The 24595-nt window shown below is 72.2% G+C and carries 18 protein-coding genes; 12 read left to right on the forward strand and 6 right to left on the reverse strand.

Going from position 1 to position 24595, the window contains the following annotated elements; translation table 11 throughout:
* Positions 1–4 precede the first annotated feature (4 nt).
* The 10 genes from ACFV9W_RS35085 (at position 5) to ACFV9W_RS35130 (ending at position 14114) form a co-directional block, all read left to right on the forward strand.
* Positions 5–916, forward strand: a complete 912-nt coding sequence (locus ACFV9W_RS35085; RefSeq protein ID WP_385769362.1) for a carbohydrate ABC transporter permease — start codon at positions 5–7, stop codon at positions 914–916.
* 9 nt (positions 917–925) lie between these two features.
* Positions 926–2191: a 6-phospho-beta-glucosidase gene (locus tag ACFV9W_RS35090; protein ID WP_385769364.1), complete on the forward strand. Its 1266-nt coding sequence runs from the start codon at positions 926–928 to the stop codon at positions 2189–2191.
* Positions 2182–3171: an N-acetylglucosamine kinase gene (locus ACFV9W_RS35095; protein WP_385769366.1), complete on the forward strand. Its 990-nt coding sequence runs from the start codon at positions 2182–2184 to the stop codon at positions 3169–3171. The genes ACFV9W_RS35090 and ACFV9W_RS35095 overlap by 10 nt, the downstream gene beginning before the upstream one ends.
* A gap of 225 nt (positions 3172–3396) precedes the next feature.
* Positions 3397–4854, forward strand: coding sequence for a hypothetical protein (locus ACFV9W_RS35100; RefSeq protein ID WP_385769367.1), 1458 nt, complete (start codon positions 3397–3399; stop codon positions 4852–4854).
* Positions 4855–4868: 14 nt separating this feature from the next.
* Entirely contained in the window at positions 4869–5921 is a 1053-nt protein-coding gene (locus ACFV9W_RS35105; protein ID WP_385769369.1) for a glutamate ABC transporter substrate-binding protein, read from the forward strand.
* An 83-nt stretch (positions 5922–6004) separates the two neighbouring features.
* Positions 6005–7321 carry a hypothetical protein gene (locus ACFV9W_RS35110; protein ID WP_385769371.1) on the forward strand — a complete coding sequence of 439 codons (1317 nt, stop codon included), beginning with the start codon at positions 6005–6007 and terminating at the stop codon, positions 7319–7321.
* Between the two features lie 53 nt (positions 7322–7374).
* Positions 7375–10065 (forward strand): tetratricopeptide repeat protein, encoded by a 2691-nt coding sequence (locus tag ACFV9W_RS35115; RefSeq protein ID WP_385769405.1) that lies wholly within the window; start codon positions 7375–7377, stop codon positions 10063–10065.
* 2 nt (positions 10066–10067) lie between these two features.
* Positions 10068–11360, forward strand: coding sequence for a protein phosphatase 2C domain-containing protein (locus ACFV9W_RS35120; protein ID WP_385769373.1), 1293 nt, complete (start codon positions 10068–10070; stop codon positions 11358–11360).
* Between the two features lie 47 nt (positions 11361–11407).
* Positions 11408–12754 (forward strand): VWA domain-containing protein, encoded by a 1347-nt coding sequence (locus ACFV9W_RS35125; protein ID WP_385769375.1) that lies wholly within the window; start codon positions 11408–11410, stop codon positions 12752–12754.
* Between the two features lie 58 nt (positions 12755–12812).
* Entirely contained in the window at positions 12813–14114 is a 1302-nt protein-coding gene (locus tag ACFV9W_RS35130) for an FHA domain-containing protein (protein ID WP_385769377.1), read from the forward strand.
* A 49-nt stretch (positions 14115–14163) separates the two neighbouring features.
* On the opposite strand, the gene ACFV9W_RS35135 is transcribed toward ACFV9W_RS35130, so the two are convergent.
* Positions 14164–15156, reverse strand: a complete 993-nt coding sequence (locus ACFV9W_RS35135) for a methyltransferase domain-containing protein (protein ID WP_385769379.1) — start codon at positions 15154–15156, stop codon at positions 14164–14166.
* Between the two features lie 115 nt (positions 15157–15271).
* On the opposite strand from ACFV9W_RS35135, the gene ACFV9W_RS35140 reads away from it, so the two are divergent.
* Positions 15272–15676, forward strand: coding sequence for a globin (locus ACFV9W_RS35140; RefSeq protein ID WP_385769381.1), 405 nt, complete (start codon positions 15272–15274; stop codon positions 15674–15676).
* 137 nt (positions 15677–15813) lie between these two features.
* Here the strand turns inward: ACFV9W_RS35140 and ACFV9W_RS35145 are convergent, their stop codons facing one another.
* Genes ACFV9W_RS35145 through ettA form a run of 3 tightly spaced genes read right to left on the reverse strand, consistent with a single transcriptional unit; the run spans position 15814 to position 18577 of the window.
* Positions 15814–16497 (reverse strand): hypothetical protein, encoded by a 684-nt coding sequence (locus ACFV9W_RS35145; protein ID WP_385769383.1) that lies wholly within the window; start codon positions 16495–16497, stop codon positions 15814–15816.
* A complete protein-coding gene (locus ACFV9W_RS35150; RefSeq protein ID WP_385769385.1) occupies positions 16494–16913 on the reverse strand; it encodes an acyl-CoA thioesterase in 420 nt (139 codons plus the stop codon). The genes ACFV9W_RS35145 and ACFV9W_RS35150 overlap by 4 nt, the downstream gene beginning before the upstream one ends.
* Positions 16913–18577, reverse strand: a complete 1665-nt coding sequence (gene ettA / locus ACFV9W_RS35155; protein WP_385769387.1) for an energy-dependent translational throttle protein EttA — start codon at positions 18575–18577, stop codon at positions 16913–16915. The genes ACFV9W_RS35150 and ettA overlap by 1 nt, the downstream gene beginning before the upstream one ends.
* A 262-nt stretch (positions 18578–18839) precedes the next feature.
* Here ettA and ACFV9W_RS35160 point away from each other — a divergent pair, with 262 nt between their 5' ends.
* On the forward strand, positions 18840–21884 hold the full coding sequence (locus tag ACFV9W_RS35160; RefSeq protein WP_385769389.1) for a BTAD domain-containing putative transcriptional regulator: 3045 nt from the start codon (positions 18840–18842) through the stop codon (positions 21882–21884).
* A gap of 59 nt (positions 21885–21943) precedes the next feature.
* Here ACFV9W_RS35160 and ACFV9W_RS35165 read toward each other — a convergent pair whose 3' ends face one another.
* Positions 21944–22738, reverse strand: a complete 795-nt coding sequence (locus ACFV9W_RS35165; RefSeq protein ID WP_385769391.1) for a PE-PPE domain-containing protein — start codon at positions 22736–22738, stop codon at positions 21944–21946.
* Between the two features lie 190 nt (positions 22739–22928).
* The gene (locus ACFV9W_RS35170) at positions 22929–24449 is read right to left on the reverse strand and encodes a Cys-Gln thioester bond-forming surface protein (protein WP_385769393.1); all 1521 of its coding nucleotides are present in this window, start codon (positions 24447–24449) and stop codon (positions 22929–22931) included.
* Between the last annotated feature and the right edge of the window lie 146 nt (positions 24450–24595).

Below are 24595 nucleotides of genomic sequence, written 5' to 3' on the forward strand. Positions count from 1 at the left end.
CGACATGACCACTACGACACTCACGCCGGCCCCGTCCGTCACCGCCTCGGGGTCCGCCCCCGAGCGCGGCCCGGCAGCGCGCCGCGCCCGCCGCCAGCGCGTCCTCCACTGGATCGCCGTGCACAGCATCGCGATCGCCGTGGCGCTGCTCTTCGTCCTCCCCTTCGTCTTCGTCTTCCTCACCTCGGTGATGAGCGACGGGCAGGCGATGAGCGGCGACCTGTGGCCGGACTCCTGGCACTGGGAGAACTACAAGGCGGTCCTCCAGACGGACGGCTTCCTCGACTGGTGGAAGAACTCGCTGCTCTACGCGGGCCTCGGCACGCTGTTCACCGTGTGCTCGGCGATACCCGTCGCCTACGCGCTCGCCAAGTTCCGCTTCCGCGGGCGGCGCACGGCGATGCTCCTCGTCATCTCGACGATGATGCTGCCGCCGCAGGTCATCGTGATCCCGATGTACCTGGTGTGGGCGCAGCAGTTCCACCTGTCGGGGTCGCTGTGGCCGCTGATCATTCCGATGGCGTTCGGCGACGCGTACTCGATCTTCCTGCTCCGTCAGTTCCTGCTGACGATCCCGAAGGAGTACATCGAGTCGGCGAAGGTCGACGGCTGCGGCGAGCTGCGCACGCTGCTGCGGATCGTGGTGCCGATGGCCAAGCCGGGCATCGCCGCGGTCGCCCTCTTCCAGTTCTTCTATTGCTGGAACGACTACTTCGGGCCTCAGATCTACGCGGCCCAGAACCCCGCTTCCTGGACGCTGAGTTACGGCCTGGAGTCCTTCAAGTCCGCGCACAGCGTCAACTGGAACCTGACGATGGCGGCCACACTGCTCGTGATGGCGCCGGTCTGCCTCGTCTTCTTCTTCGCACAGAAGGCCTTCGTCGAAGGCGTCACCCTCACCGGAGTAAAGGGCTAAGGGATTTCTATGAAGCTCGCCGTGGTCGGCGGAGGATCGACCTACACACCCGAACTCATCGACGGGTTCGCGCGGCTGAGGGACACGCTGCCGATCGAGGAGCTCGTCCTCGTCGACCCGGCCGCGGACCGCCTCGAACTCGTCGGCGGCCTCGCCCGCCGCATCTTCGCCAAGCAGGGGCACCCGGGCGTCATCCGTACGACGTCCGACGTGGACGCGGGCGTCGCCGGCGCCGACGCGGTCCTCCTCCAGCTCCGCGTCGGCGGCCAGGCCGCCCGCAACCAGGACGAGACGTGGCCGCTCGACTGCGGCTGCGTCGGCCAGGAGACGACCGGCGCGGGCGGCCTCGCGAAGGCGCTACGCACGGTCCCCGTCGTCCTCGACATCGCGGAACGGGTGCGCCGCGCCAACCCGGACGCCTGGATCATCGACTTCACCAACCCGGTGGGCATCGTGACCCGCGCACTGCTCCAGGCGGGCCACAAGGCCGTCGGCCTGTGCAACGTCGCGATCGGCTTCCAGCGGAAGTTCGCGAAGCTCCTCGACGTGGCGCCCGCACAGGTCCACCTGGACCACGTCGGCCTCAACCACCTCACGTGGGAGCTGGGCGTCCGCCTCGGTGGCCCCGAAGGCGAGAACGTACTCCCCCGCCTGATCGCCGAGCACGGCGACGCCATCGCCGAGGACCTGCACATGCCGCGCGCGGTGGTCGACCGCCTCGGCGTCGTCCCGTCCTACTACCTGCGCTACTACTACCAGCACGACGAGGTCGTACGGGACCTGCGCACGAAGCCCTCCAGGGCCGCCCAAGTGGCGGAGATGGAAGCTCAGTTGCTGAAGATGTACGCGGACCCTTCCCTCGACGAGAAGCCCGAACTGCTCGCCAAGCGGGGCGGCGCCTTCTACAGCGAGGCGGCGGTCGACCTGGCCGCTTCCCTGCTGGGCGGCGGCGGTTCGCCCCACCAGGTGGTGAACACGTACAACAACGGCACGCTCCCCTTCCTCCCCGACGACGCGGTGATCGAGGTCCAGGCATCGGTCGACGCGAAGGGCGCGAAGCCGCTGCCCGTCCCGCCGCTCAACCCCCTCTACTCGGGCCTGATCGCGAACGTCACGGCGTACGAGGACCTGGCCCTCGACGCGGCCCTCAAGGGCGGCCGGGACCGCGTCTTCAAGGCGCTCCTCTCCCACCCCCTCATCGGCCAGATCGAGTACGCGGAGAAGCTCACCGACGAACTGATCGCACACAACCGGGAGCACCTCCCGTGGGCATGACGGTCCTCGCCATCGACGCGGGGAACAGCAAGACCGACGTCGCGGTGGTCGCGGCCGACGGCACCGTCGTCGGCGCGGCCCGCGGCGGCGGCTTCCAGCCGCACCGGACGAACGCCGAACCGGCGGTCGACGTCCTGGCCGAAGCGGTCGACCGGGCGTTCGCGCAAGCGGGGGTGACATCGGTCGACCACGTCTCGGCATGCCTCGCCAACGCCGACCTCCCCGTGGAGGAGCGGCAGTTGGCGCACGCCCTGACCGCCCGCCGCTGGGGCTCCCGGGTCGACGTCCGCAACGACACGTTCGCCGTGCTGCGCGCAGGCCTCCTGGAGGACGCCGAACCGCGCGGCGTCGCGGTCGTGTGCGGGGCGGGCGTCAACTGCGCCGGCATGCTCCCCGACGGCCGCACGGCCCGCTTCCCCGCGATCGGCCGCCTCTCCGGCGACTGGGGCGGCGGGGGCGGCCTGGCGGAGGAGGCCATCTGGTTCGCCGCACGCGCGGAGGACGGCCGCGGCGACCCGACGGCCCTGATGCACGCCCTGCCCGCCCACTTCGCCCTCCCTTCCATGTACGCCCTGATCGAGGCGCTCCACCTGGGCCACATCCCGACGTCCCGCCGCCACGAACTCACCCCCGTCCTCTTCGCGACGGCGGCCGACGGCGACCCGGTGGCCCGCGCCCTCGTCGACCGCATGGCCGACGAGGTGGTGTCGATGGCAACGGTCGCGCTGCGCCGCCTCGACCTGTTGGAGGACGCGGCCCCGGTCCTCCTGGGCGGCAGCGTCCTGGCGGCTCAGCACCCTCAACTCAACGACCGCGTACGTACATTGCTGTCCGAGCAGGCCCCGCGAGCGACCCCCCGGGTGGTCACAGAACCCCCGGTCCTGGGCGCGGCGCTGCTGGGCCTGGACGCGACGGGAGCGCCTCCAGAGATGCACGCCCGAGTACGAACCCACTACAAATCAGAGCCCGTCGACGATTGAGGCGCGGGCACATATCAAGCCCCTGCGGCGATTGAGCAGCGGGGCCCGGGGCGGAGCCCCGCGACCCCAACCCCGGCGCCGCGCACACAAAAGGGGAACCGAACCCCAGCCCCCCACGTGTTCCCCAGCGGAGCGCTTCCGCACAAGATCCAGCGAATGCCCGTGCGGATGTCAGTCGCGGAAGCGATACTTGCGCTCGACGTACGACCATGGGGGAGGGTCGAAGTGACATACCCGTCGAACGGGAGCGCGGCGCCACCAGAGCGCCCCGCCGCCGCGCCACCGGTCCCGGGCGTGCCACCGCAGCCACAGCGGGGCGGCCCGCCCGGGCCACCCGGCGCGCCCGCGCCCCGGCGGCGTACCGCCTGGGCCGAGGGCGTGGACCGGCTGAAGGCGGGGGCCACGACCGAGCCGGGCCGGCTGCGCATCATCGGCGCCGTGCTCGCGCTGCTCGTCGTGGCGTTCGGCGCGACGACGGCCTGGCAGATGACGGACCGCTCGGCGGCGGCGGACGACGTGCTGCACTCCAGCCAGCCGCTGAGCGCCGACGCCGCCGACATCTACCGCTCGCTCGCCGACGCCAACACGGCGGCGTCCAGCGGCTTCCTGGCGGGGGGCCAGGAACCGGCGGCGGTGCGCGACCGGTACGAGCGGGACATCAGGCGGGCCGCGGACAAGCTGGTGACCGCGGCGACGAGCACCGACCCCGGCACCCGCTCGGCGGGGACGATCGCGGAGCTGAACAAGCTGCTGCCGCAGTACAAGGGCCTCATCGAGCGGGCCCGGGCCAACAACCGGCAGGGCTTCCCGCTGGGCGGCGCGTATCTGCGGTACGCGAACGAGAAGATGCAGACCGAGATGCTCCCGGCCGCCGAGGACCTCTACAAGACGGAGAACCAGCGGCTGCGGAACGACTACGACTCGGCGACGCCCTACCCGTGGATCGCCATCGCCCTCGGCGTGCTCGCTCTCGCGGGCCTCGCGTGGGCGCAGCGGCGCAACTACCGGCGTACGAACCGGGTGTTCAACCAGGGTCTGGTCGCCGCCACCGCCGCGTCCACCGTGGTGCTGCTGTGGCTCGTCGTCGGTCACACCGTGGCGCGCAGCGGACTCAGTGCCTCCTACGACCATGGCGTACGGTCCTTGAACGTGTTGCACGACGCGAGCATCGCGTCCCTGAAGGCGCGGGGCAGCGAGAACCTGACACTGGTCAGCCGGGGCGCCGAGACGGTGTCCGTGAAGGGCGAGACCAAGGACAAGTACGACGTCGACTTCCAGCAGGAGATGACCGAGCTCGCCGGCAAGCTGAACGCCGCGTACGCGCTCGCCGACGACGAGGGCGACACCGCGGGCCGGGCGCCCGTGACCAAGGCGAACGACAGCATGAAGGAGTGGCGCAAGCGCCACCAGGACGCACGCGCGCAGGACGACTCCGGCAACTACCAGGGCGCGCTCGACAAGATCATCGGTTCGAAGAAGGACAAGCCGACAGGTGAATGCTTCGATCTGGTGGACAAGAATCTGGACACGGCCCTCGTGCACGAGCAGCGTCAGTTCAGTGACAAGGCGAGCGGCGGCCGCGACGCGATGACCGGACTGCCCGTGGGCGCCGCGGTGCTGGCGGTGCTCGCCGCGGCGGGCGCGGTGTTCGGCATCGGGCGCCGGCTTTCGGAGTACCGATGAGAGGGGGTGCGGCAATGGAGAACCAGAGCACGGTGCGGAAGGTGACCCTGCGCGGCTGGGGCGGCGTGGCCGCCATGGCGGTGGCCTGCGCCCTGACGGCGGTGTTCGCGCTGCTGCTCCCGGTGACCCAGCAGCAGCGCCCCTCGTCCGACGGCGCGACGAGCTACGCCTCGGGTGGCGTCGCCGAAGGCACGCAGGCCAGGGCGGAGGCCTGCGACCCCTCGGCGAAGGGCAAGGAGCCGGAGCGCAGCCTCTCCCCCTCGGGCAGCGAGAGCGGCAGCGCGGTGCGCGCCATAAAGGACCGCGGCTATCTCTCGGTGGGCGTCGACCAGAACAGCTACCGCTGGGGCTACCGCGACCCCAACAGCTCGGCGAAGAACAGCGAGTTGGAAGGTTTTGACATCGATCTCGCGCATGAGATCGCGGGCGAGATCCTCGGCGACCGGGACGCGGTGCGCTTCCGCGCCATCCCCACGAACGAGCGCATCCCGGCGATCCAGCGCGGCGACGTCGACATGGTGGTCCGCACGATGACCATCAGCTGCGAGCGCCTCAAGGACGTCGCGTTCTCCACCGCGTACTTCCAGACCGGCCAGCAGGTGCTCGCCCCGAAGACCTCGGACATCAAGGGGTACGGGGCCTCGCTCGCCGGCAAGCGGATCTGCACGGCGACCGGTTCGACGGCGGCGTCCTCGCTGGACGACGGCAAGAAGAAGCCGGTGGCCGAGGGCGGCCTCCCGCAGAGCACCGACATCTCCACGACCGTGCCGAACCAGCTGGACTGCCTGGTGCGGCTGCAGCTCGGCGAGGTCGACGCGGTGGTCACCGACGGCGCGCTCGCCGCGAGCCAGGCCGCGCAGGACCCGACGGTGGAGCTGAAGGGCGAGCCGTACACCAAGGAGTTCTACGGCGTCGCCATGAAGAAGGGCGCGGACGACCTGGTGCGCCGGGTCAACCAGGTGCTGGTGGACTACCGCAAGTCGGACGGCTGGCAGAAGTCGTACGACCACTGGCTGAAGCCGGCCCTCGGCTCCTCCTCGGGGCCGCCCGCACCGAAGTACCAGTAGCGACAGGCAGGACGCACGACACGGCACACAGCAGGCGGCACGGCAGGGACTTGACGGAGACTCGGGAAAGCGAGAGGTGATCGATGGGCGTCGCGGGACCCGCCGGCCCAGTGATGGACCGGGACGAGGTGGACCGTGCCCTGGCCCGGCTCGGCGCGGAGCACGAAGCGATCGAGACGTCTCTGCTCGCCCTGCAGGACCACGCGGGGCGCAGACTCCTGGAGGGCGCCCGGCTGACCGGGACGACCGAGGAGCGCTGGGCCTCGGCCGAGCAGGAGATCACGCTGCTGTGGGCGTACTTCGACGCGTACGCGGACGCGCTGCGCACGGCGCGCGAGGTCCGCTCGCGGCGCCGGCTGCCCAGCCGCGGCGACCTGGTGGAGCTGACGGAGCTGCTGCGCGGCGAGTCCGTCACGATCGCGCCCGGCCCGGTGCTGGAGGGCGCGGGCGGCACCTCGCCCTCGATCACGGGACCCGCGAAGCTGTCCGAGCAGTTCACGCTCGCGGCGCTCGTCGACCGGATGAACGCGCTGTACGCGTCGTCCCTGGACATGGTGGTGGCCGCCGACGCGGTGTGGTCGGCGCTGCCCGCCCGTATAGACATGCTCGCCGCCGAGCTGGCCCGTACCCGGCAGCTCGCGCACTCGGTGGGGGTGCGCCCCGGTGAGCATCCGGCGGGCGACGACCTGGAGCGGATCACCGGCTCGCTGACCCTGCTGCGCGAGGAAGTGGTCTCGGACCCGCTCACGTACTGGCGTAGGACGGCGGGGAGTTCGGCGCCCGGCGGCGGCCGCCCCGACACGACGGCGTACGACCGGGAGGCGCGCGCCCTGGAGGACGTGCGCCGGGAGATCGAGGCCGTGCTCGGTGTGCGGCAGGACGCGGAGGCGCGGCTCGGCCGGCTGCGGGACGTGCTGTCGCGCGCGGACCGCACGCTCGCGGAGGCGAGGTCGGCGCGCGGCGAGGTCCTCGCGAAGATCGCGGGCTCGGACGTGCCCGCGGTGTCGGGTCCGCCGACGGCGCTGCAGGAGCAGTTGGCGAAGGCTGCCGAGTACCGCAGGCACGGCCAGTGGAACCGGCTCTCGCCGCTCCTGGAGTCGCTGGAGTCGAAAGCGGAGGAGGAACTGCTGCGTGCCCGCACCGAGTTGACGGCGGTGACGGCGCCGCTGGCGGTCCGCGCGGAGCTGCGCGGGCGGCTCGACGCGTACAAGGCGAAGGTGGCACGGCTCGGTTTCGCCGAGGATCCGTTCCTGGTGGAGCGGTACGACGCGGCGCGGCGCATGCTGTGGAGCGCGCCCTGCGACCTGCGCGCGGCGGACGCGGCGGTGCTGCGGTATCAACGGGCGGCGGTGGACGCCCTGTCCGCGCCCGCCGACAGAACGGCCAGGGGGGAGTCGTGAGCGTGGCGCCACAGAAGTGCGGCAGAGCGGGTTGTACGGGCTCGTACGAGGACATGGGCGGGGAGCTGTACTGCAACACGTGCGGCCTAAAGCCGGAGACGGCCGGTGCTGGTGCTGGTGCCGGCGCTGGTGCCGGTGGCACCTACGGGGGCAGCGCCCCCACGCACCGGCCCGTCGCCCGGCCGCAGAGCGCGCCCGTGGCCGCCCCCGCGGCGGCGTCCACCTGCCAGCGGCCCGGCTGTTCCGGTTCCTACGAGGACATGGGCGGCGGCGAGCTGTACTGCGACATGTGCGGGCTCGCCCCTGTGGTGTCGCCGAGCGGCATGGTGGCGTCGCCGCCGACCGGGATCGCCGGTGGCGGGCAGCGCGGTTCGCAGAGCTCCGGCTCCAGTTCGCGGGCCTCGGCCAGGACGTCGGCGCGTTCCTCGCAGTCCCGCAGGTCCGTCTCGGGGCGGCTCTCCCGTTCCCTGTCGGGGAGTTCGACCTCGCGTTCGGTGTCGGTGCGCAGCTCCGGGGCGGGCGCGAGCGGTTCGGGCCGGGCGCGGCTCGGCGTCGGCCTGGTCAATGTGCCGGACGTGCCGCGGCCCGACCCGCGCGCGATGGTGCAGGAACACCCCGAGGTCCCCGAGCGGAAGCGGTTCTGCTCGCGCTCCGACTGCGGCGCCCCGGTGGGCCGTTCGCGGGGCGAGCGGCCGGGCCGCACCGAAGGCTTCTGCACCAAGTGCGGCCACCCGTACTCCTTCGTGCCCAAGCTCGACACGGGCGACGTCGTGCACGGCCAGTACGAGGTCGTGGGCTGTCTGGCGCACGGCGGCCTCGGCTGGGTCTATCTCGCGGTCGACCGGGCGGTGTCCGACCGCTGGGTGGTCCTCAAGGGCCTGCTCGACACGGGTGACCAGGACGCGATGGCCGCCGCGATCTCGGAGCGCCGCTTCCTCGCGGAGATCGAGCACTCGAACATCGTCCGCATCTACAACTTCGTCGAGCACCTCGACCAGCGCACCGGCTCCCTGGACGGCTACATCGTCATGGAGTACGTGGGCGGCAAGTCGCTCAAGGAGATCGCCAACGAGCGGCGCACCCCGCAGGGCAGGCGGGACCCGCTGCCGGTGGAGCAGGCGTGCGCGTACGGCATCGAGGCCCTTGAGGCGCTCGGCCATCTGCACAGCCGCAATCTCCTCTACTGCGACTTCAAGGTGGACAACGCGATCCAGACCGAGGACCAGCTCAAGCTCATCGACATGGGCGCGGTCCGCAGGATGGACGACGACGAGAGCGCGATCTACGGGACGGTCGGCTTCCAGGCGCCCGAGGTCGCCGAGCTGGGGCCGTCCGTCGCCTCGGACCTCTACACCGTGGCCCGGACGCTCGCGCTGCTCACCTTCGACTTCCAGGGCTATACGAACGTGTTCGTGGACTCCCTGCCCGACCCCGACAACATCGAGGTGTTCCGCAGGTACGAGTCGTTCTACCGGCTCCTGGTGCGCGCCACCGACCCGGACCCGGCCCGCCGCTTCGCCTCGGCGCAGGAGATGGCGGAGCAGCTGACGGGCGTGCTGCGCGAGGTCGTCGCGCTCCAGACGGACCGGCCGCGGCCCGCCCTGTCGACGCTGTTCGGGCCCGAGGTGAAGGTCACGGACACGGAGCTGTTCGGCCGGTTCGAGGGCGAGGTGTCGCCGCTCGGGGCCCGGGAGGCCCCGGTGCGCGCACGGGGCGGCAGGGGCCCGCGGAAGGCGGCGGCCGCGCTGCCCCCGCCGCCGGTCGCGCCCGCGCTGCCGCCGTCGTCCGCCGAACTCGTCAAGCCGCTCCAGGCGCAGGGCACGGCGCTCGCGCTCCCGGTGCCGCGCGTCGACCCGGCGGATCCGAACGCCGGGTTCCTCGCGGGCCTGATGGCCTCGGCGCCCGGCGAGCTGATCGCGGCCCTGCACGCGGCGCCCGCCGACTCCCTGGAACTGCGGCTGCGCGAGCTGCGGGCCCGCCTCGAAATGGGCGAACTCGACCCGGCGGCGCGCGGACTGGCCGCTCTGGAGGCCGACCATCCCGACGACTGGCGGGTGGTCTGGTACCGGGGCGTCGCGGCGCTCGCGACCGGTGACCACACGAACGCGGCGCTGTCCTTCGACGCCATATACGACGCGTTCCCCGGCGAGCCGGCGCCGAAGCTGGCGCTCGGCGTGTGCGCGGAGGTCCTCGGCCAGCTCGACAACGCGGCGGAGTACTACCGCCTGGTGTGGTCGACCGACCCGAGCTATGTCAGCGCGGCGTTCGGCCTGGCGCGCGTGCAGCTCGCCTCCGGTGACCGGGGCGGCGCCGTGCGCACCCTGGAGTCGGTGCCCGAGTCGTCGATCCACTACACGGCGGCGCGGGTCGCCGCGGTGCGCTCGCGGCTGCGGGGCCGCACGGCCCAGGGGCTGAACGGGGACCCGTTGCTGAACGACCTGACGGCCGCCGCGGGACAGGTCGAGGCGCTCGACGCGTTCGGCCTCGACGCGGTGCGCCGCGAGCAGTTGTCCACCGAGGTGCTCGGCACGGCTCTGGACTGGGTACTCTCCGGTAGGCAGGGTTCCGGTCCGCCGCAGGGTCCCGTGCGCACGGTGGTGCTCGGCAGCGATCTGGACGAGCGCGGCCTCCGCCTCGGTCTTGAGCGCTCGTACCGGACCCTGGCCAGGCTCGCTCAGCGCGGCGAGGAGAGGATCGAACTGGTGGAGCGGGCCAACCGCTACCGCCCCCGGACGTGGGTGTGAGGATGTCGCAGACGCACAAGGCGGCCGCAATGTCAGTGTGTCCCAGCTGCGAGGAGCCTCTGGAGGAGGCCGATCGCTTCTGCGGGGCGTGCGGATACGACCTGTCGGCGGCTCCGCGGCCAAGTGCCCCGGCCGGCGCCGACGCCGCGGCGGAGCCCGCATCCGTGGAGTGGCCCGCCGCCCCCGACCTGGACAGTTCGGATCTGCCCGCCCCGGTGCACCTGCCGACCGATCTGCAGGGCACCGACTCGGGCGGCACCGAGATCCCCGCCGCCGTCCGCTTCGACGACCCGCCGGCCGACGACGGGTTCCGGATCGCCGCACCCGACCCGCGCACCGCGACACCCGAGCAGCTGGGCGCCGCGACGCCCCCCGCCGGCACCAAGCTGTGCGTGGCCTGCCGCTCCGGGCATGTCGACCCCGACGGTTACTGCGAGAACTGCGGGCACGCCCAGCCCCGCGAACGCGACCACATGGAGCAGGAGTTGGGCGCCGTCGCCGCGGTCAGCGACCGCGGTCTGCGCCACCACAGGAACGAGGACTTCTTCACGATCTCCTCGGCCGCGCTGCCCGACGGCTCGGCCGCGGTCGTCGCCGTGGTCTGCGACGGCGTGTCGTCGGCCACCCGGCCCGACGACGCCTCGCTCGCCGCGTCCCGCGCCGCCACGGAGGCGCTGCACGAGGCGCTGCCGCGCGGCACACACCCGCAGCAGGCCATGCACGAGTCGATCGTCGCGGCCGCCGAGGCGGTCAACGCCCTGGCGGACGAGCCGGAGACGGCCCGCGAGCACAAGCCGCACCAGAACTCGCCGGCGTGCACGTTCGTCGCCTCGGTCGTCACCAAGGAACTGCTCATCGTCGGCTGGATCGGCGACTCGCGCGCCTACTGGGTGCCCGACGACCGCGAGGCGCCCGCGGCCCGGCTCACCGAGGACGACTCGTGGGCCGCGCAGATGGTCGCGGCGGGCCTGATGAGCGAGGCGGAGGCGTACGCGGACGAGCGGGCGCACGCGATCACGGGCTGGCTCGGCGCGGACGCGTACGAACTGGAGCCGCACACCGCCTCGTTCAAGCCGGACCGCCCCGGCGTGGTCGTGGTCTGCACGGACGGGCTGTGGAACTACGCGGAGTCCGCCGACGAGATGGCCCGCGTGCTGCCCGCGGACGCGGCCCGCAACCCGCTGCACAGCGCCCAGGTGCTGGTCGGCCACGCCCTGGACGGCGGGGGCCACGACAACGTAACAGTGGCGGTGCTGCCGTTCCCTGTGCCGCAGTCGGGGGCAGGATCGGCGTAGCGCGGGAAAGCCGCACAAATGGTCTTGTTCAGGGGGGACATGACACCATGGCAAATTTCTCGAAATCGCAGCGACCGCAGTTCGCCGTCGACGTCTACCAGAACGAATTCCTGCCGGAGGGCGGCCGCGACGTCAACGCGATCGTCACGGTGACCTCGACCGGGGGCGGCACCGTGGGCGGCGCGGTCAGCGCGCCCCACCTCTACAGCGTGGCGAGCGCGGGCACGGACGCCGCGGTCGCGCTGATGGTGGACTGCTCGGGGTCGATGGACTACCCGCCCACCAAGATGCGCGGCGCCCGCGAGGCCTCGGCCGCCGCGATCGACGCTCTGCGCGACGGCGTGCACTTCGCGGTGATCGCGGGCACGCACGTGGCGAAGGAGATCTACCCGGGCAACGGACGCCTGGCCGTCGCGGACACGACCACCCGCGGGCAGGCCAAGCAGGCGCTGCGCAAGCTGTCCGCGGGCGGCGGCACCGCGATCGGCACCTGGCTGAAGCTGGCCGACCGGCTCCTCGCCTCGGCGGACGTGTCGATCCGGCACGGCATCCTGCTCACCGACGGCCGCAACGAACACGAGTCGCCGGAGGATCTGCGCACCGCCCTCGACGCGTGCGCGGGCCGTTTCACCTGCGACGCCCGCGGCGTCGGCACCGACTGGGAAGTGAAAGAGGTCACGGGCATCGCCTCCGGCCTCCTCGGCACCGCCGACATCGTTGCCGACCCGGCCCATCTCGCCGAGGACTTCACGCAGATGATGGAGACGGCGATGGGCAAGGAGATCGCGGACGTGGCGCTGCGGCTGTGGACGCCGCTCGGCTCCGAGATCAAGTTCGTGAAGCAAGTCGCCCCCACCGTCGAGGAGTTGACCGAGCGGCGCACCGAGGCGGGCCCGCGCGCCGGCGACTACCCCACGGGGTCCTGGGGCGACGAGTCCCGCGACTACCACGTGTGCGTGCGGGTGCCGGAGGCCGATCTCGGCCAGGAGATGCTCGCGGCCCGCGTCTCCCTGGTGATCCCGCAGCCGGACGGCTCGGCGCAGACCCTCTCGCAGGGCCTCGTGCGTGCGGTGTGGACGGACGACATGGTGGCCTCTACGTCGATCAACCCGCAGGTCGCCCACTACACGGGCCAGGCCGAACTGGCACAAGTCATCCAGCAGGGACTCGACGCACGAAAGTCGGGCGATGCGGACGGGGCGACCGCGAAGCTGGGCCGCGCGGTGCAGCTGGCGGCCCTGTCGGGGAACGCGGATACGGCCAAGCTGCTTTCGAAGGTGGTGGACGTGGTGGACGCCGCGGAAGGTACTGTTCGATTGAAAGCGAAGGTCGCGGAGGCCGACGAGATGACTCTCGAGACCCGGTCGACCAAGACGGTTCGCGTCAAAAAATAACCACCCACGCACTACGGCAAGCCCTGCTTGCACTTGAAGGAGAGGGGGAAGCGCCGACATGCCGACCTGCCCGAACGGACACCAGTCGGGTTCCGAAGACTGGTGCGAGGTCTGCGGTCACCGCATGGCCGGTGCCGTGCCCCCGCCCCCTCCGCCGCCCCCGGCCGCCGGTTACGGCTACCCGCAGCCGGCCGCGCCGCAGGCGCCGCAGGGTGGGGCCGGTACGCCCGAACTGTGCCCGCAGTGCCGCACGCCGCGTGAGGGCGGCGCGCCGTTCTGCGAGGAGTGCCGCTGGAACTTCCTCACGAACACGGCGACGTCGTACACGCCCGCCGCCCCGAACCCGCCGCTGCCCACGTCGGGCGGCCAGGGCGGCCCCGGGGCGCCCGGCTTCCCGCCGCAACAGCAGCCGCAGGACCCGCAGGGCCCGAACCCGGCGCTGCACTTCCAGCAGCAGCCCCCTGGCCCCGACTCGTACGAGTACCAGGGCTCGCGGCCCTCGCAGATGAACCGGCCGGCGGAGCCGATCCCGCCGTCCCCGTTCGGAAACGAGCCGTCGGGCCAGGCCCCGCCGCCGCCCCCGCCGTCCTTCGAGGGCCACGGTTCGTACGAGACCGGTGGCGGTCCCCCGCAGGGCTTCCAGCAGCAGGCTCCGGCGCCCGCCCCGGCGCCGCCCGCGCAGCCGGGCCCGCCGCCCGGTCCCGCGCAGCCCGTGCAGCCGGGGCCCATGCAGCCCCCGCCGCCCGGCTTCCCGCAGCACCACGACCCGCAGGGCCCGCCGCCTCCGCCGCCCAACCCGTCGTTCGGCGGCCAGGGCGGTCCCGGTGGTCACGGCGGTCCCGGTGGGACCAACGGCGACGACTGGATGATCCCGCCGCCGTCCGACCCGTCGATGCCCGCGGGGCCGTCGACGACCCCGCCGCCGTTCCAGCAGCAGCCGCAGCAGCAGGGCCCGATGACGTGGTCGGCGACGATCGGTCCGGACCGCGACTACTTCATGGCGATGATGCAGCGCAGCGGCCCCGAGGCCTCGGGGCTCAACCTGCCCGCGTACTCGCCGGAGCAGCAGCGCCAGCTCACCGGGAACCAGCTGTCGATCGGCCGGCGCCGGCACTCCACCGGGGAGTCCCCCGACATCGACCTGTCGGTGCCGCCGGAGGACCCGGGCGTCTCGCACCAGCACGCGGTGCTCGTGCAGCAGCCCGACGGCACGTGGGCGGTCGTCGACCAGAACTCGACGAACGGCACGACGGTCAACGGCGGTGACGAACCGATCCAGCCGTTCGTCCCCGTGCCGCTGCAGGACGGTGACCGGGTGCACGTCGGAGCGTGGACGACGATCACGATCCGGCGCGGCTGAGCACACGCGGTCGTAGCGCAGTAACGAAGCAGCGGAGTTGCCGGGTGCCCTACGGGGTGCCCGGCAACTCCCATGTGTGGGGCCCTTCCGGATCGTCGAGCCACGCCCACTGGCGGCCCTCGCCCCGCACGGTCACCCCGAACCGCTCCCGCTCAGGCCTGCCCTCCCGCTCCCACAGCGCGAGCACGTCGTAGGGGTCCAGGTGCCCCGACGCCAGCGCGAGCAGGAACCGGAACGACTCCTCGCGCAGCACGGGGTGCGGCAGTCCCCCGCCCCGCGGCTCGGGCGCCCGGCCCGCGCCGCCGCGCAGCGCCATGAAGTACGCGGGCGTGTGCAGGAACCGCCCCTGCGCGTACCGCCCCGCCACGTCCCGTACGTCGAGGGCCACGAGCCCGGTCGACACGGGTGCCAGGATCCGCGCGCCGGGCCGGCACTGCCCGATCCACTCCACCGGCACGGAGGGCAGCGCGCACGTCGCGATGATCCGGTCGTACGGCGCCCGCTCCGGGCAGCCCCGCGCCCCGTCGCCGGTGACGACGGCCGTCCGGTACCCGGCAGCGGCGAGATGAACCCTGGCGGACTCGGTGATCTCCGGATCGAGGTCGACGGACGTGACGTTCCCCGCACCGACCCGGTGCGCGAGCAGCGCGGCGTTGTACCCGGTCCCCGCCCCGATCTCCAGGACCCGGTCCCCGTCCCGCACCCGCAGCTCCACGAGCATCCGCGCCATCAGCGACGGCTGGCTGCTCGACGACACCAGTTCCCCGTCCCGCAGCCGGGTGGCCAGCGGCTGGTCGGCGTAGGCCCCGCGCAGCCACCGCTCGCGCCGCTCCGGATCGGGATGCTCCCCCCACAGTCGCTCGTACCCTCCGGTCACGCCCACGAAGTAGTACGGCACGAACAGATGCCGCGGCACCTCCTCGAACGCCTCCCGCCACGCCGGGTCCGCGTCCCAGGCGCCACTGTGATCGATCTCGCGCACGAGCGCGGCCCGCGCCCGTACGGCGAGCTGCTCCAGGTCCCGGGTGTGCTCTGCGCCCATATGTCCACTGTCCTGCGCCGCATCGGAATCGGCGAGCCCTGTTCCGGTGCGGGACGGGGCCGGGGCCCGGCCTAGGACTCGGGTCCTGGTCCGGTGCGTCTGAGAGCATGGAGGGGTGACTGAGATCCCGCGCGACACGCTTCAGGAGCAGACGTTCTACGAGCAGGTGGGTGGCGAGGAGACGTTCCGCCGCCTGGTGCACCGCTTCTACGAGGGCGTCGCACAGGACGAGCTGCTGCGTCCCATGTACCCGGAGGAGGACCTGGGCCCCGCCGAGGAGCGCCTCGCCCTCTTCCTCATGCAGTACTGGGGCGGCCCCCGCACCTACAGCGACAACCGCGGCCACCCGCGCCTGCGGATGCGCCACGCGCCGTTCCAGGTCGACCGCGCGGCCCACGACGCGTGGCTGAAGCACATGCGGGTGGCGGTGGAGGACCTGAACCTCTCCGAGGAACACGAGCGCACGCTGTGGAACTACCTGACGTACGCGGCGGCGTCGATGGTGAACACGGCGGGCTGAGCCCGACTTCAGGGGCTTGGGGCGGGTGATCCCATCGAGCCGCGGCGGCGGGTGGGCAATTCAAGCCCCGCTCTTGGACGAGAGCCAGCGGGGTCCGGGGCAGAGCCCCGCGACCGCAGCCCCCTCTCGGCCCCCACTTACGCGGGGCTGAGGGAAATCCCACCCAGCGTGGCCGACGCCCGCCGAACCGCCACGGACCCGTACGCGGTACGCAACCGCACCCACGCCCCCGCGGCCAACAGGTCGACGTCGGCCCCCCGCAGGAACCCGAGGGACGCCGCCGCGTGCACGATCCGCACCGGCGCTCCACTGTCGCCGATCTCCCGCGACCACACCTCACGCCCGATCTGGTCGAGCGCTCCGCGGGTCCGTTCCTCGGGCGCCAGCCCGTCGACCCGGGCCCGGAACTCCGCCACGGCGGCCTTCACCAGCCCGCGCAGCGCATCCGCGTCCGGGAACCCGGCCACCCGCTCCCATCCGCCGAGCGGCGGCAGCACACCGGCCCAGGGCGGCCCGGTGACGGCGCCGGGAACCGTGGCGGTGGCGGTCCCCTCGTCGAGGGAGTCGAGCAACTCCCCCGCGGAGACGGTCACATCGAGGGTGTCGTCGATCCCGTTCTCGTACGGCTTGAGCAGCCGCGCCGTACGCACGGCCAGCACCTCGAACGAGGGCGGCCGCCCGAACACCGCGAGCGCCTGCCCACCGGCCTGCGCCCGCAGCCGCACGGCGGCCGCCTTGTCGTAGTGCAGCAGCCGGCCGAGGAAGGCGGCGAGATCCGCCGCCTCCCCCGAGTCGGCCAGGAACAGCACGGGCGCGCTCATGCGACGAGCGCCTCCGCACGGTCCGCGTCGTCCCGGTACTCGTCGAGGAACTCCCGCTCCTCGGCGGTGATCCGGCGCGGCCGCTGCGCCTCGAAGTCGAACGGCACGACGACCGTCGAGGCACGCACGTACACGACGTCCTCGTCCTTCACCTCGTACGACAGCGTGAACGAAGCCGCCTTTATCTCACTCACCCACAGCTCGATGTCCACGGGCCGGTGCCGGTGCACCAACTGCCGCTTGTAGTCGATCTCATGGCGCGCCACGACCGACCCCTGCTGGAAGTCCTTGTCCGGGCGGAACAGGAAATCGATACGGGCTTCCTCCAAGTACCGGAGGAACACGACATTGTTGACGTGTCCGTACGCGTCCATGTCGGCCCAGCGCAGGGGGCAGGCGTATACGTGGCGAGCCATCAGCCGCGGGTCAGCTTCTTGTAGGTGGCGCGGTGCGGACGGGCCGCGTCGGCACCGAGCCGCTCGATCTTGTTCTTCTCGTAGGACTCGAAGTTGCCCTCGAACCAGAACCACTTGGACTCACCCTCGTACGCGAGGATGTGCGTGGCGACCCGGTCGAGGAACCACCGGTCGTGGGACACGACGACGGCACAGCCCGGGAACTCGAGCAGCGCGTTCTCAAGGCTCGACAGGGTCTCGACGTCGAGGTCGTTCGTCGGCTCGTCGAGAAGCAGCAGGTTGCCGCCCTGCTTGAGGGTGAGCGCGAGGTTCAGACGGTTGCGCTCACCACCGGAGAGCACACCGGCGGGCTTCTGCTGGTCCGGCCCCTTGAACCCGAAGGCCGACACGTACGCACGCGACGGCATCTCGACCTGCCCGACATTGATGTAGTCGAGCTCATCGCTCACCACGGCCCAAAGGGTCTTCTTCGGGTCGATGTTGGCGCGGTTCTGGTCGACGTAGCTGATCTTGACGGTGTCGCCGACCTTGATGGAGCCGGAGTCCGGCGTCTCGAAGCCCTGCAGCATCTTGAACAGGGTGGTCTTACCGGCACCGTTCGGACCGATGACACCGACGATGCCGTTGCGCGGCAGCGTGAAGCTCAGGTCGTCGATCAGGACCTTGTCGCCGAACGCCTTGCCGAGGTTCTCGACCTCGACGACGACGTTGCCCAGTCGCGGGCCCGGCGGGATCTGGATCTCCTCGAAGTCCAGCTTCCGCATCTTGTCGGCCTCGGCCGCCATCTCCTCGTAGCGGGCGAGACGCGACTTCGACTTGGTCTGCCGCCCCTTGGCGTTAGACCGCACCCACTCCAATTCCTCCTTGAGCCGCTTCTGCCGCTTCTCGTCCTTCTTGCCCTCGACCTTGAGGCGCTCGGACTTCTTCTGCAGGTACGTGGAGTAGTTGCCCTCGTACGGAATCGCGCGCCCGCGGTCGAGCTCGAGGATCCACTCGGCGACGTTGTCCAGGAAGTACCGGTCGTGAGTAATGGCCACGACGGTGCCCTTGTACTGGGCGAGGTGCTGCTCCAGCCAGTTCACGGACTCGGCGTCGAGGTGGTTGGTGGGCTCGTCGAGGAGCAGCAGGTCGGGCGCCTCGATCAGCAGCTTGCAGAGCGCGACGCGGCGCTTCTCACCACCGGAGAGATTGGTGACACCCCAGTCGCCGGGCGGGCAGCCGAGGGCGTCCATGGCCTGCTCCAGCTGACCGTCGAGGTCCCACGCGTCGGCGTGGTCGAGGTCCTCCTGGAGCTTGCCCATCTCCTCCATGAGCTCGTCGCTGTAATCAGTGGCCATCAGCTCGGCGACCTCATTGAAGCGCTTGAGCTTGCCCATGATCTCGGCGGCGCCGTCCTGCACGTTCTCCAGAACGGTCTTGGACTCGTCGAGCTTCGGCTCCTGCATGAGGATGCCGACGCTGTAACCGGGCATCAGGACGGCGTCACCGTTCGACGCCTGCTCGATGCCGGCCATGATCTTCAGGACGGTCGACTTACCGGCACCGTTCGGCCCGACGACGCCGATCTTCGCTCCAGGAAGAAAGTCCAGGGTGACGTCGTCGAGGATCACCTTGTCGCCGTGCGCCTTGCGCGCCTTGCGCATGGAGTAGATGAACTCAGCCAAGAGAAACCGTCCGGCAGTCGAAGTGTGTATCGCAGTAAGGGGCCCGCGTGCTGCGGCTCCACCGCGTGAGGGCAGATACACCCCATCTTGCCGTACAGCCACCGCACGGGGGAAACCCGTATCGGTGCAGCGCCCTGAACTGCGGGTTCTCGACGTGGGCCGGTAGCCCGGTGGTCACTGTGTGTCGCGCTCCGCGTGCAGGTCTTGTGGGGGTCGGGGCAGGGGCGGACGGGGGCGATCAAGGCGTGGGTAGTCTCGCCGCGTGCCGATTCCGAGCGAGTTGTCCACGGAAGTGAACCCGCGGGACCCGCGTCCGCACTTCGGTCTGCTCGGGCCGCCCCAGGCCTGGCGCGGCGGCGACGCCCTGGAGCTCGGGCCGGTGCGGGAGCAGGCGCTCCTGGTGGCGCTGCTGTTGCGGCCCGGGAGGACGGTCGGCCGGCAGCAACTGCTCGACGGGGTGTGGGGGACGGAGCCGCCCGGAACGGGGACGAGGGTGATCCCCGTGTACGTGCACCGGTTGCGGCGCCGTCTGGATCTGCCCGGGCAGCCGCGTTCCGTGATCGAGACCGTGCGCGGCGGGTACCGCTTCGTGCCCGGCAGCGCGTCCGTGGACGTCGCGCGGTGGGAGGCGGGCGTCGCCGAGGCGCACGCGGCGAGGAATTCCGGGGATCTCGGCGGCGCCGTCGACGCGTGGTCCCGTGCGTTGGAGCTGTTTCGCGGCGAGCCCCTGGCCGGGCTGCCCGGGCCCTTCGCGGAGGGCGAGCGGCTGCGGCTCGCGGAGCAGCGGCTCCTGGCGGCGCAGGAGAGGGCCGAGTGCCTGCTGCGTTCCGGGCGGCACGCCGAGGCGCTGGCCGAGCTGTTCTCCCTGACCACGGCCCACCCTTACAACGAGGCGCTGGCCACCCTGCTCATGCGCGCCCTGCACGCCGCCAACCGGCAGGCCGACGCGCTCGATGTCTACGCGACCGTGCGCCGTCGGCTGGTCGACGGGCAAGGGGTGGAGCCCGGCGCCGAACTGCGGCGGGTGCACGCGGCGGTGCTCCGTGGAGACGACCCGTTCCCGCCCGGCGAGGCCGCGGGGCGACGGCCGGCCGTCCCCCGGCCGCGTACCGACGATTCGCCCCGTAAGCACCGCGCCCGCTACGAACTGCCCGTCGACACCAGCAACTTCACCGGCCGGGAGCGCCAGCACCAGCTGCTCGTCGCGCCCGCCGACGCCCAGGAGGTCACCGTCCGGGCGGTCGACGGCATGGCAGGCGTCGGGAAGACCGCGCTGGTGGTGCGCGCGGCACGGGCCCTGCGCGGCCGGTACCCCGACGGCTGCCTGTTCGTGGAGCTGCACGGGCACCGCGAGGACCGTGAGACGGCGGGGCGGCAGCGCGTTCTGCGCCGATTATTGCGGGCGGTGGGCGCCGGCGAGGGGCAGGACTCCGAGGACCTGGACGAGCTCGCCGCGTCCTGGCGGGCGGCCACCGCCTCCCTCCGGCTGCTCCTCGTACTCGACGACGCCGCCCGCGCCGAACAGGTGCGCCCCCTGCTGCCCGCCGGGCCCGGCTCCCTGGTGATGGTGACGAGTCGCCGGCGCCTGATGGGCCTCGACGCGCACCGCAGGGTCTCGCTGTCACCTCTCGGCATCGACGAGGCGGCCGAACTGCTGACCCGGATGGTCGGGGTCGGCAGCGAGGAGGGGGCGGCGGCCGAGGACGTAGCGGCGGCGGCCGGAGCACCCGCCTACCGTGAACGGGCCGCCGTACGCGAGCTGGCCACCTTGTGCGGGCGGCTTCCGCTGGCGTTGCGGATCGTCGGCGCGCGGATCCAGGACCGGCCGCCCTGGGCGGTGGAGGCCCTGGCCGCCCGGTTGACCGACGACGAGCGCCGCCTCGACGAACTCGCCGTGGAGGACCGCAGCGTCGAAGCCGCGTTCGGGGTCTCCTACGCCCAGCTCCCGGCCGCCGAGCAGCGCGCCTTCCGCGTCCTGGGCCTCTCGCCGACCGTGCGGCTCGACCGGCTGACCCTGGCCGCCCTCCTCGACCGGCCGCCCGCCGACGCCGAACGCGCCCTGGAGAACCTGGCCGAGGCGAGTCTGGTGCAGCGGGTGACCGTCGACCGCTACCGCCTGCACGATCTCGTGGCCGTCTACGCCCGCCGCGTCGCCGCCGCCTCCCCCGACGAGGCCTCCGCGGCACGGGAACGGGTGCTGCGGCTGTACGTCGCCGCCACCCGCTGCGCCAGCGACTGGGGCACGTCGTCCACCCCGACGGGCCCGCAGGGCACCGGCCCCTTCACGGGCTGGGAGGAGGCGACGGCCTGGCTCGACGAGGCGGGCGGCGAACTGGTCGACGTGGTCGGCCAGGCGGTCGCCGTCGGCCGGATCGACGAGGCCTGCTGGATCGCCGAGGGCCTGGTCGACTACCTCACCAGACAGGGCCGGTTCCACGAGTGCCGCACCGCGCTGGAGATGCTGCTCCCGCTGCTCGGGCGGGCCACCGACCGGCGGATGGACTCCGCGCTTCGCACGGGCCTCGGCATTCTGTACGGGGTCCAGGGCCGGTACCGCGAGGCCCGCGCCTGGTTCGCCGAGGCCCTGGACATCAGCCGCCGCGCCGACGACCGCCACGAGCAGGCCCGCGCCTCGGCCGGTCTCGGCACCTTCGCCAACCTGGAGGGCCGGGTCGCCGAGTCCATGGAGCACTTCGCCGAAGTGCTGCGCCTGGCGGGCGAGTTGACGCACGACGACTGGCTCACCGGCTCGATCCTGACGCGGGCCGGCGACATGCACCACCAGCTCGGCGAGCACGACAAGGCGTACGACCGCTACCTGAAGGCCATCGCCCTGGCCGAGAAGGCGGGCAGCCCACGGCTCCTCGGCAAGACCCTGCTCCGCCTCGGCGGGCTCCAACTCGACCTGGGGCGGCCCACCGAGGCCGTCGGCACGCTCGGCAAGGCCGAGAGCCTGGCCCGGCGGCTCGGGGATGTTCCCCTGTACGCCGCCGCCCTCGACCGGTTGTCCACTGCCGAGGCCGACCTGGGCAATCCGGAGGCGGCCGCGGATCTGCGGCGCCGGGCCCGCACGGTCCTGGACGAGGCGACCGACGCCGCCCCTGAGACCGCGCTGCGGCACCGGCTGCTCTGGCACGGAGCCGTGGCCGAGGACCTGTCCGGCTCCCGCGACTTCTTCGAACGCGGCACCGCCCTCCCCGACGCCGACGCCAACCGGCAGCGCATCTCCCGCGTCCTCGACGACCTCGGCGGCCGAAGACCCGGGCGGGAACAGGCACCGGACGGGGATGGTCCGGCCGGCCGCTAACCGGCCGGACCACTCCCCCGATCCCCCGTTCCCCCGTTCCCTCAGGTGGCCCTACGGCCCTACACCGGGTCTCCGTTCCGGTTGAGCCACTGAACGCCGTTCCCGCCGGTCTGGGTGAGGCTCTTGGGGATGGCGACCTCCGGGTACAGCGGGTGCACGTCGAAGTACCCGGGCGCGTTGGTGAGGGACCGCAGGTCGCACACCGGGTCGCCGACGATGCAGAACCGCTTGACCGGGATCCCGTCGAAGTCCGCCGGTCCGGCGCCGGGCGCGGAGGCCACGCCGGGGATGCCGAGCCCCTTGGGGACGCGGGCCCCGAAACCGGTGTCGGGCTGCATCGGATCGGCGTAGAGCATGCCGTCCACCTGCGACTTCGGGATACCGGTGTCGCCCTTCGCGATCTGCTGGAGCACCACGTCCGCCGCCTGGGCGCCCTGCGAGTAGCCGGTGATGGTCAGCTGGGCGCCGGGGTGCGCGTTGTGGGTGTCCTGCGCCGCCTTCAGCCCCCGCTCGATGCCCAGTTGCACGCTCGCGTCGTACGTCGGCGCGGTCAGGGCCTCGGGGTTGACCTTCCCGGAAGGCTCGATGAGTCCGCCTGAGGGGCCGATGACTGGGCCCGCGGAGGCCGGGTAGCAGACCTTGACCGCGGTGGCGCCGAGGCCGAACGCGTCGTTCGCGGCATCGTACGAGGACGTGGTGTTGGGGCAGCCGTCCTTGTTCGTCGTCGGACCGGTGCCGCCGATCTCGATGTAGTAGTGCTCCGCGCCGTCCGCGTGCGCGGCCGGCGCGAACGCGACGGCGCTGCCGGCGGTCAGCACCGCCGCCACGGCAACGGCGCGAACCGCCCCCGCCACCCTGCTCCTCCTCGGCATGCGCGCTGTCGACATGTGCGATCCCCCTTGGGTTGTGGACGTACCGGTCAACCAACGCACTCGACGCTAGGGACCGGCGATCACATCCCGTTGACATGTGGATGACAGCGCAGGTGGGGCGGGGGTGGCACGCTCATCCGGTGCCGGGGAGGCAGCCCCCCGGCACCCGCCGTCACTCGCCGTCGCCGACCTGGTCTTCGCCCTGACCTTCGGCCGGCGACTTCTTCTTGCGGCCCATGACGACCGACGCCCCGCCGATCAGGACCAGCAGCACCGCGATGCCCGCGATGATCGGCGTCGAGTTCGAACTGCCCGTCTCCGCCAGGTCCGTGCCCGTGCCCGTGCCGGAACCCGTACCGCCGACGGAGGCGGGGCTCGGCTGCGTCGTCGCCTGAGTCCTCAGACCGCCGCCCGCCGTGGAGCCCGCCTGCGAGGTCGTCGCGCAGTCGAGCACGCCCCGTATCCGCTTCTCGAAGCCGTGCCGCCCCTTGATCGTGAAGTCGTACGCCTGGTCCTCCTGCAGCGGTATCGTCACCGTCCGCGTCCGACCTGCCGGGATCGTGTACCGGTTACCCATGAGCGTGAACGTGTACGGCGCGTCCCCGCTGTTGGCGGCCGTGATGTCGACGCCGCCCTTCGCGCAGTTCTCCCGCGCGGACAGCGCGGGCACGGCGCCCTCGCTCGCCCAGGTCGCCGTCGCGGTCGCGGAGACCGTGGACTCGCTGGAGCCCGCGAGGATCTGCGTCTGGCTTCTGGTGTCGGAGGCGAAGGCGCGGCCGACCGGAACCGTCGTCGACGCCTGCACGGTCAGCTCCGCCGAACCCGCCTTCGCCCGCTCGGGTACGTCGAAGTAGAGCCGGCTGCCGTCCTTCGCGGTGGTGACGGGCTCGCCCTTCTCGTCGACGAGCTTCACCCCGTCCGCGGCGGCCTCGACGGGCGGCATCACCGTGACGCTGTCGGCGTTCGTGCGCACCGTGACCGGGCCGACCCGCTGCCCGGCTCCGGACTTCGCCCCGGCCGGAGACGGGGAAGCGGAGGGCGACGCGTCGTCGCCGGGCCGCGCGGAGACCGCCTGCGGCGTCAGGGTCAGCGAGGCCCGCGGCTCCGCGAGGTCGCGCGCGCTGCGCTGCAGATAGTCGGCGAGCTTCTCGGCGGCGGGGCTGACCGCGTCGACGTCGACCTTGTCCGAGTAGCGCCAGATCGCGACCTGCGTACCGGCCGCGGCCTCCTGCTCGGTGAGGCTCCCGGCGCGCGCCTTGCGGGCGAGCGCCGCGAGATCGTTGACCTGCGGATACGAGTTCTGCAGGATCCAGCGGATGCGCCCCGCGTTCGCGTTGTCGTGCAGCGACGTGCCGGACCAGGGCGTCTCCCGGTACTTGGCGTCCGGCTGCGTCGGGTTGTGGATGTCGACGCAGTACGTCTGGAGCGTCCCGCCGTCGTCGACGGCCATCCGGAACAGGCCCGCCGACACCTCCTCGTCCTTCCCGGCCTCGTGGATCACGGCCGCGCCGTACGTCTCCAGGCCGGCCAGAGTGGTGCTCGCACCGCTCTGCTCCGTGGCACCGTCGTCGGCTTGCGCGACGCCCGCGCCGGATATCGCCCCTGTCGCCATGAGTCCCGACATCAGGGCCGCCGCGGCGAGACGGGCTGCGCCTCGTCCACGCCGTGCGGTCCGTGAGCACACAGAAAACACGAAATTCCCCTTCAGGCGGGACGGGTGGTCACATGGGGGGTGGTGTCCCGCCGGCAGAATCAACGCCAACCACGGTCATTCGGCTGGCCCTTGCACTCCCGACTCGTCGCTGCACCTGGTGCGCAGAGGTCCCGACGAGCCCCGGA

Origin of the sequence: Streptomyces sp. NPDC059897, assembly GCF_042730865.1 — a bacterium.
Taxonomy (GTDB): Bacteria; Actinomycetota; Actinomycetes; order Streptomycetales; family Streptomycetaceae; genus Streptomyces.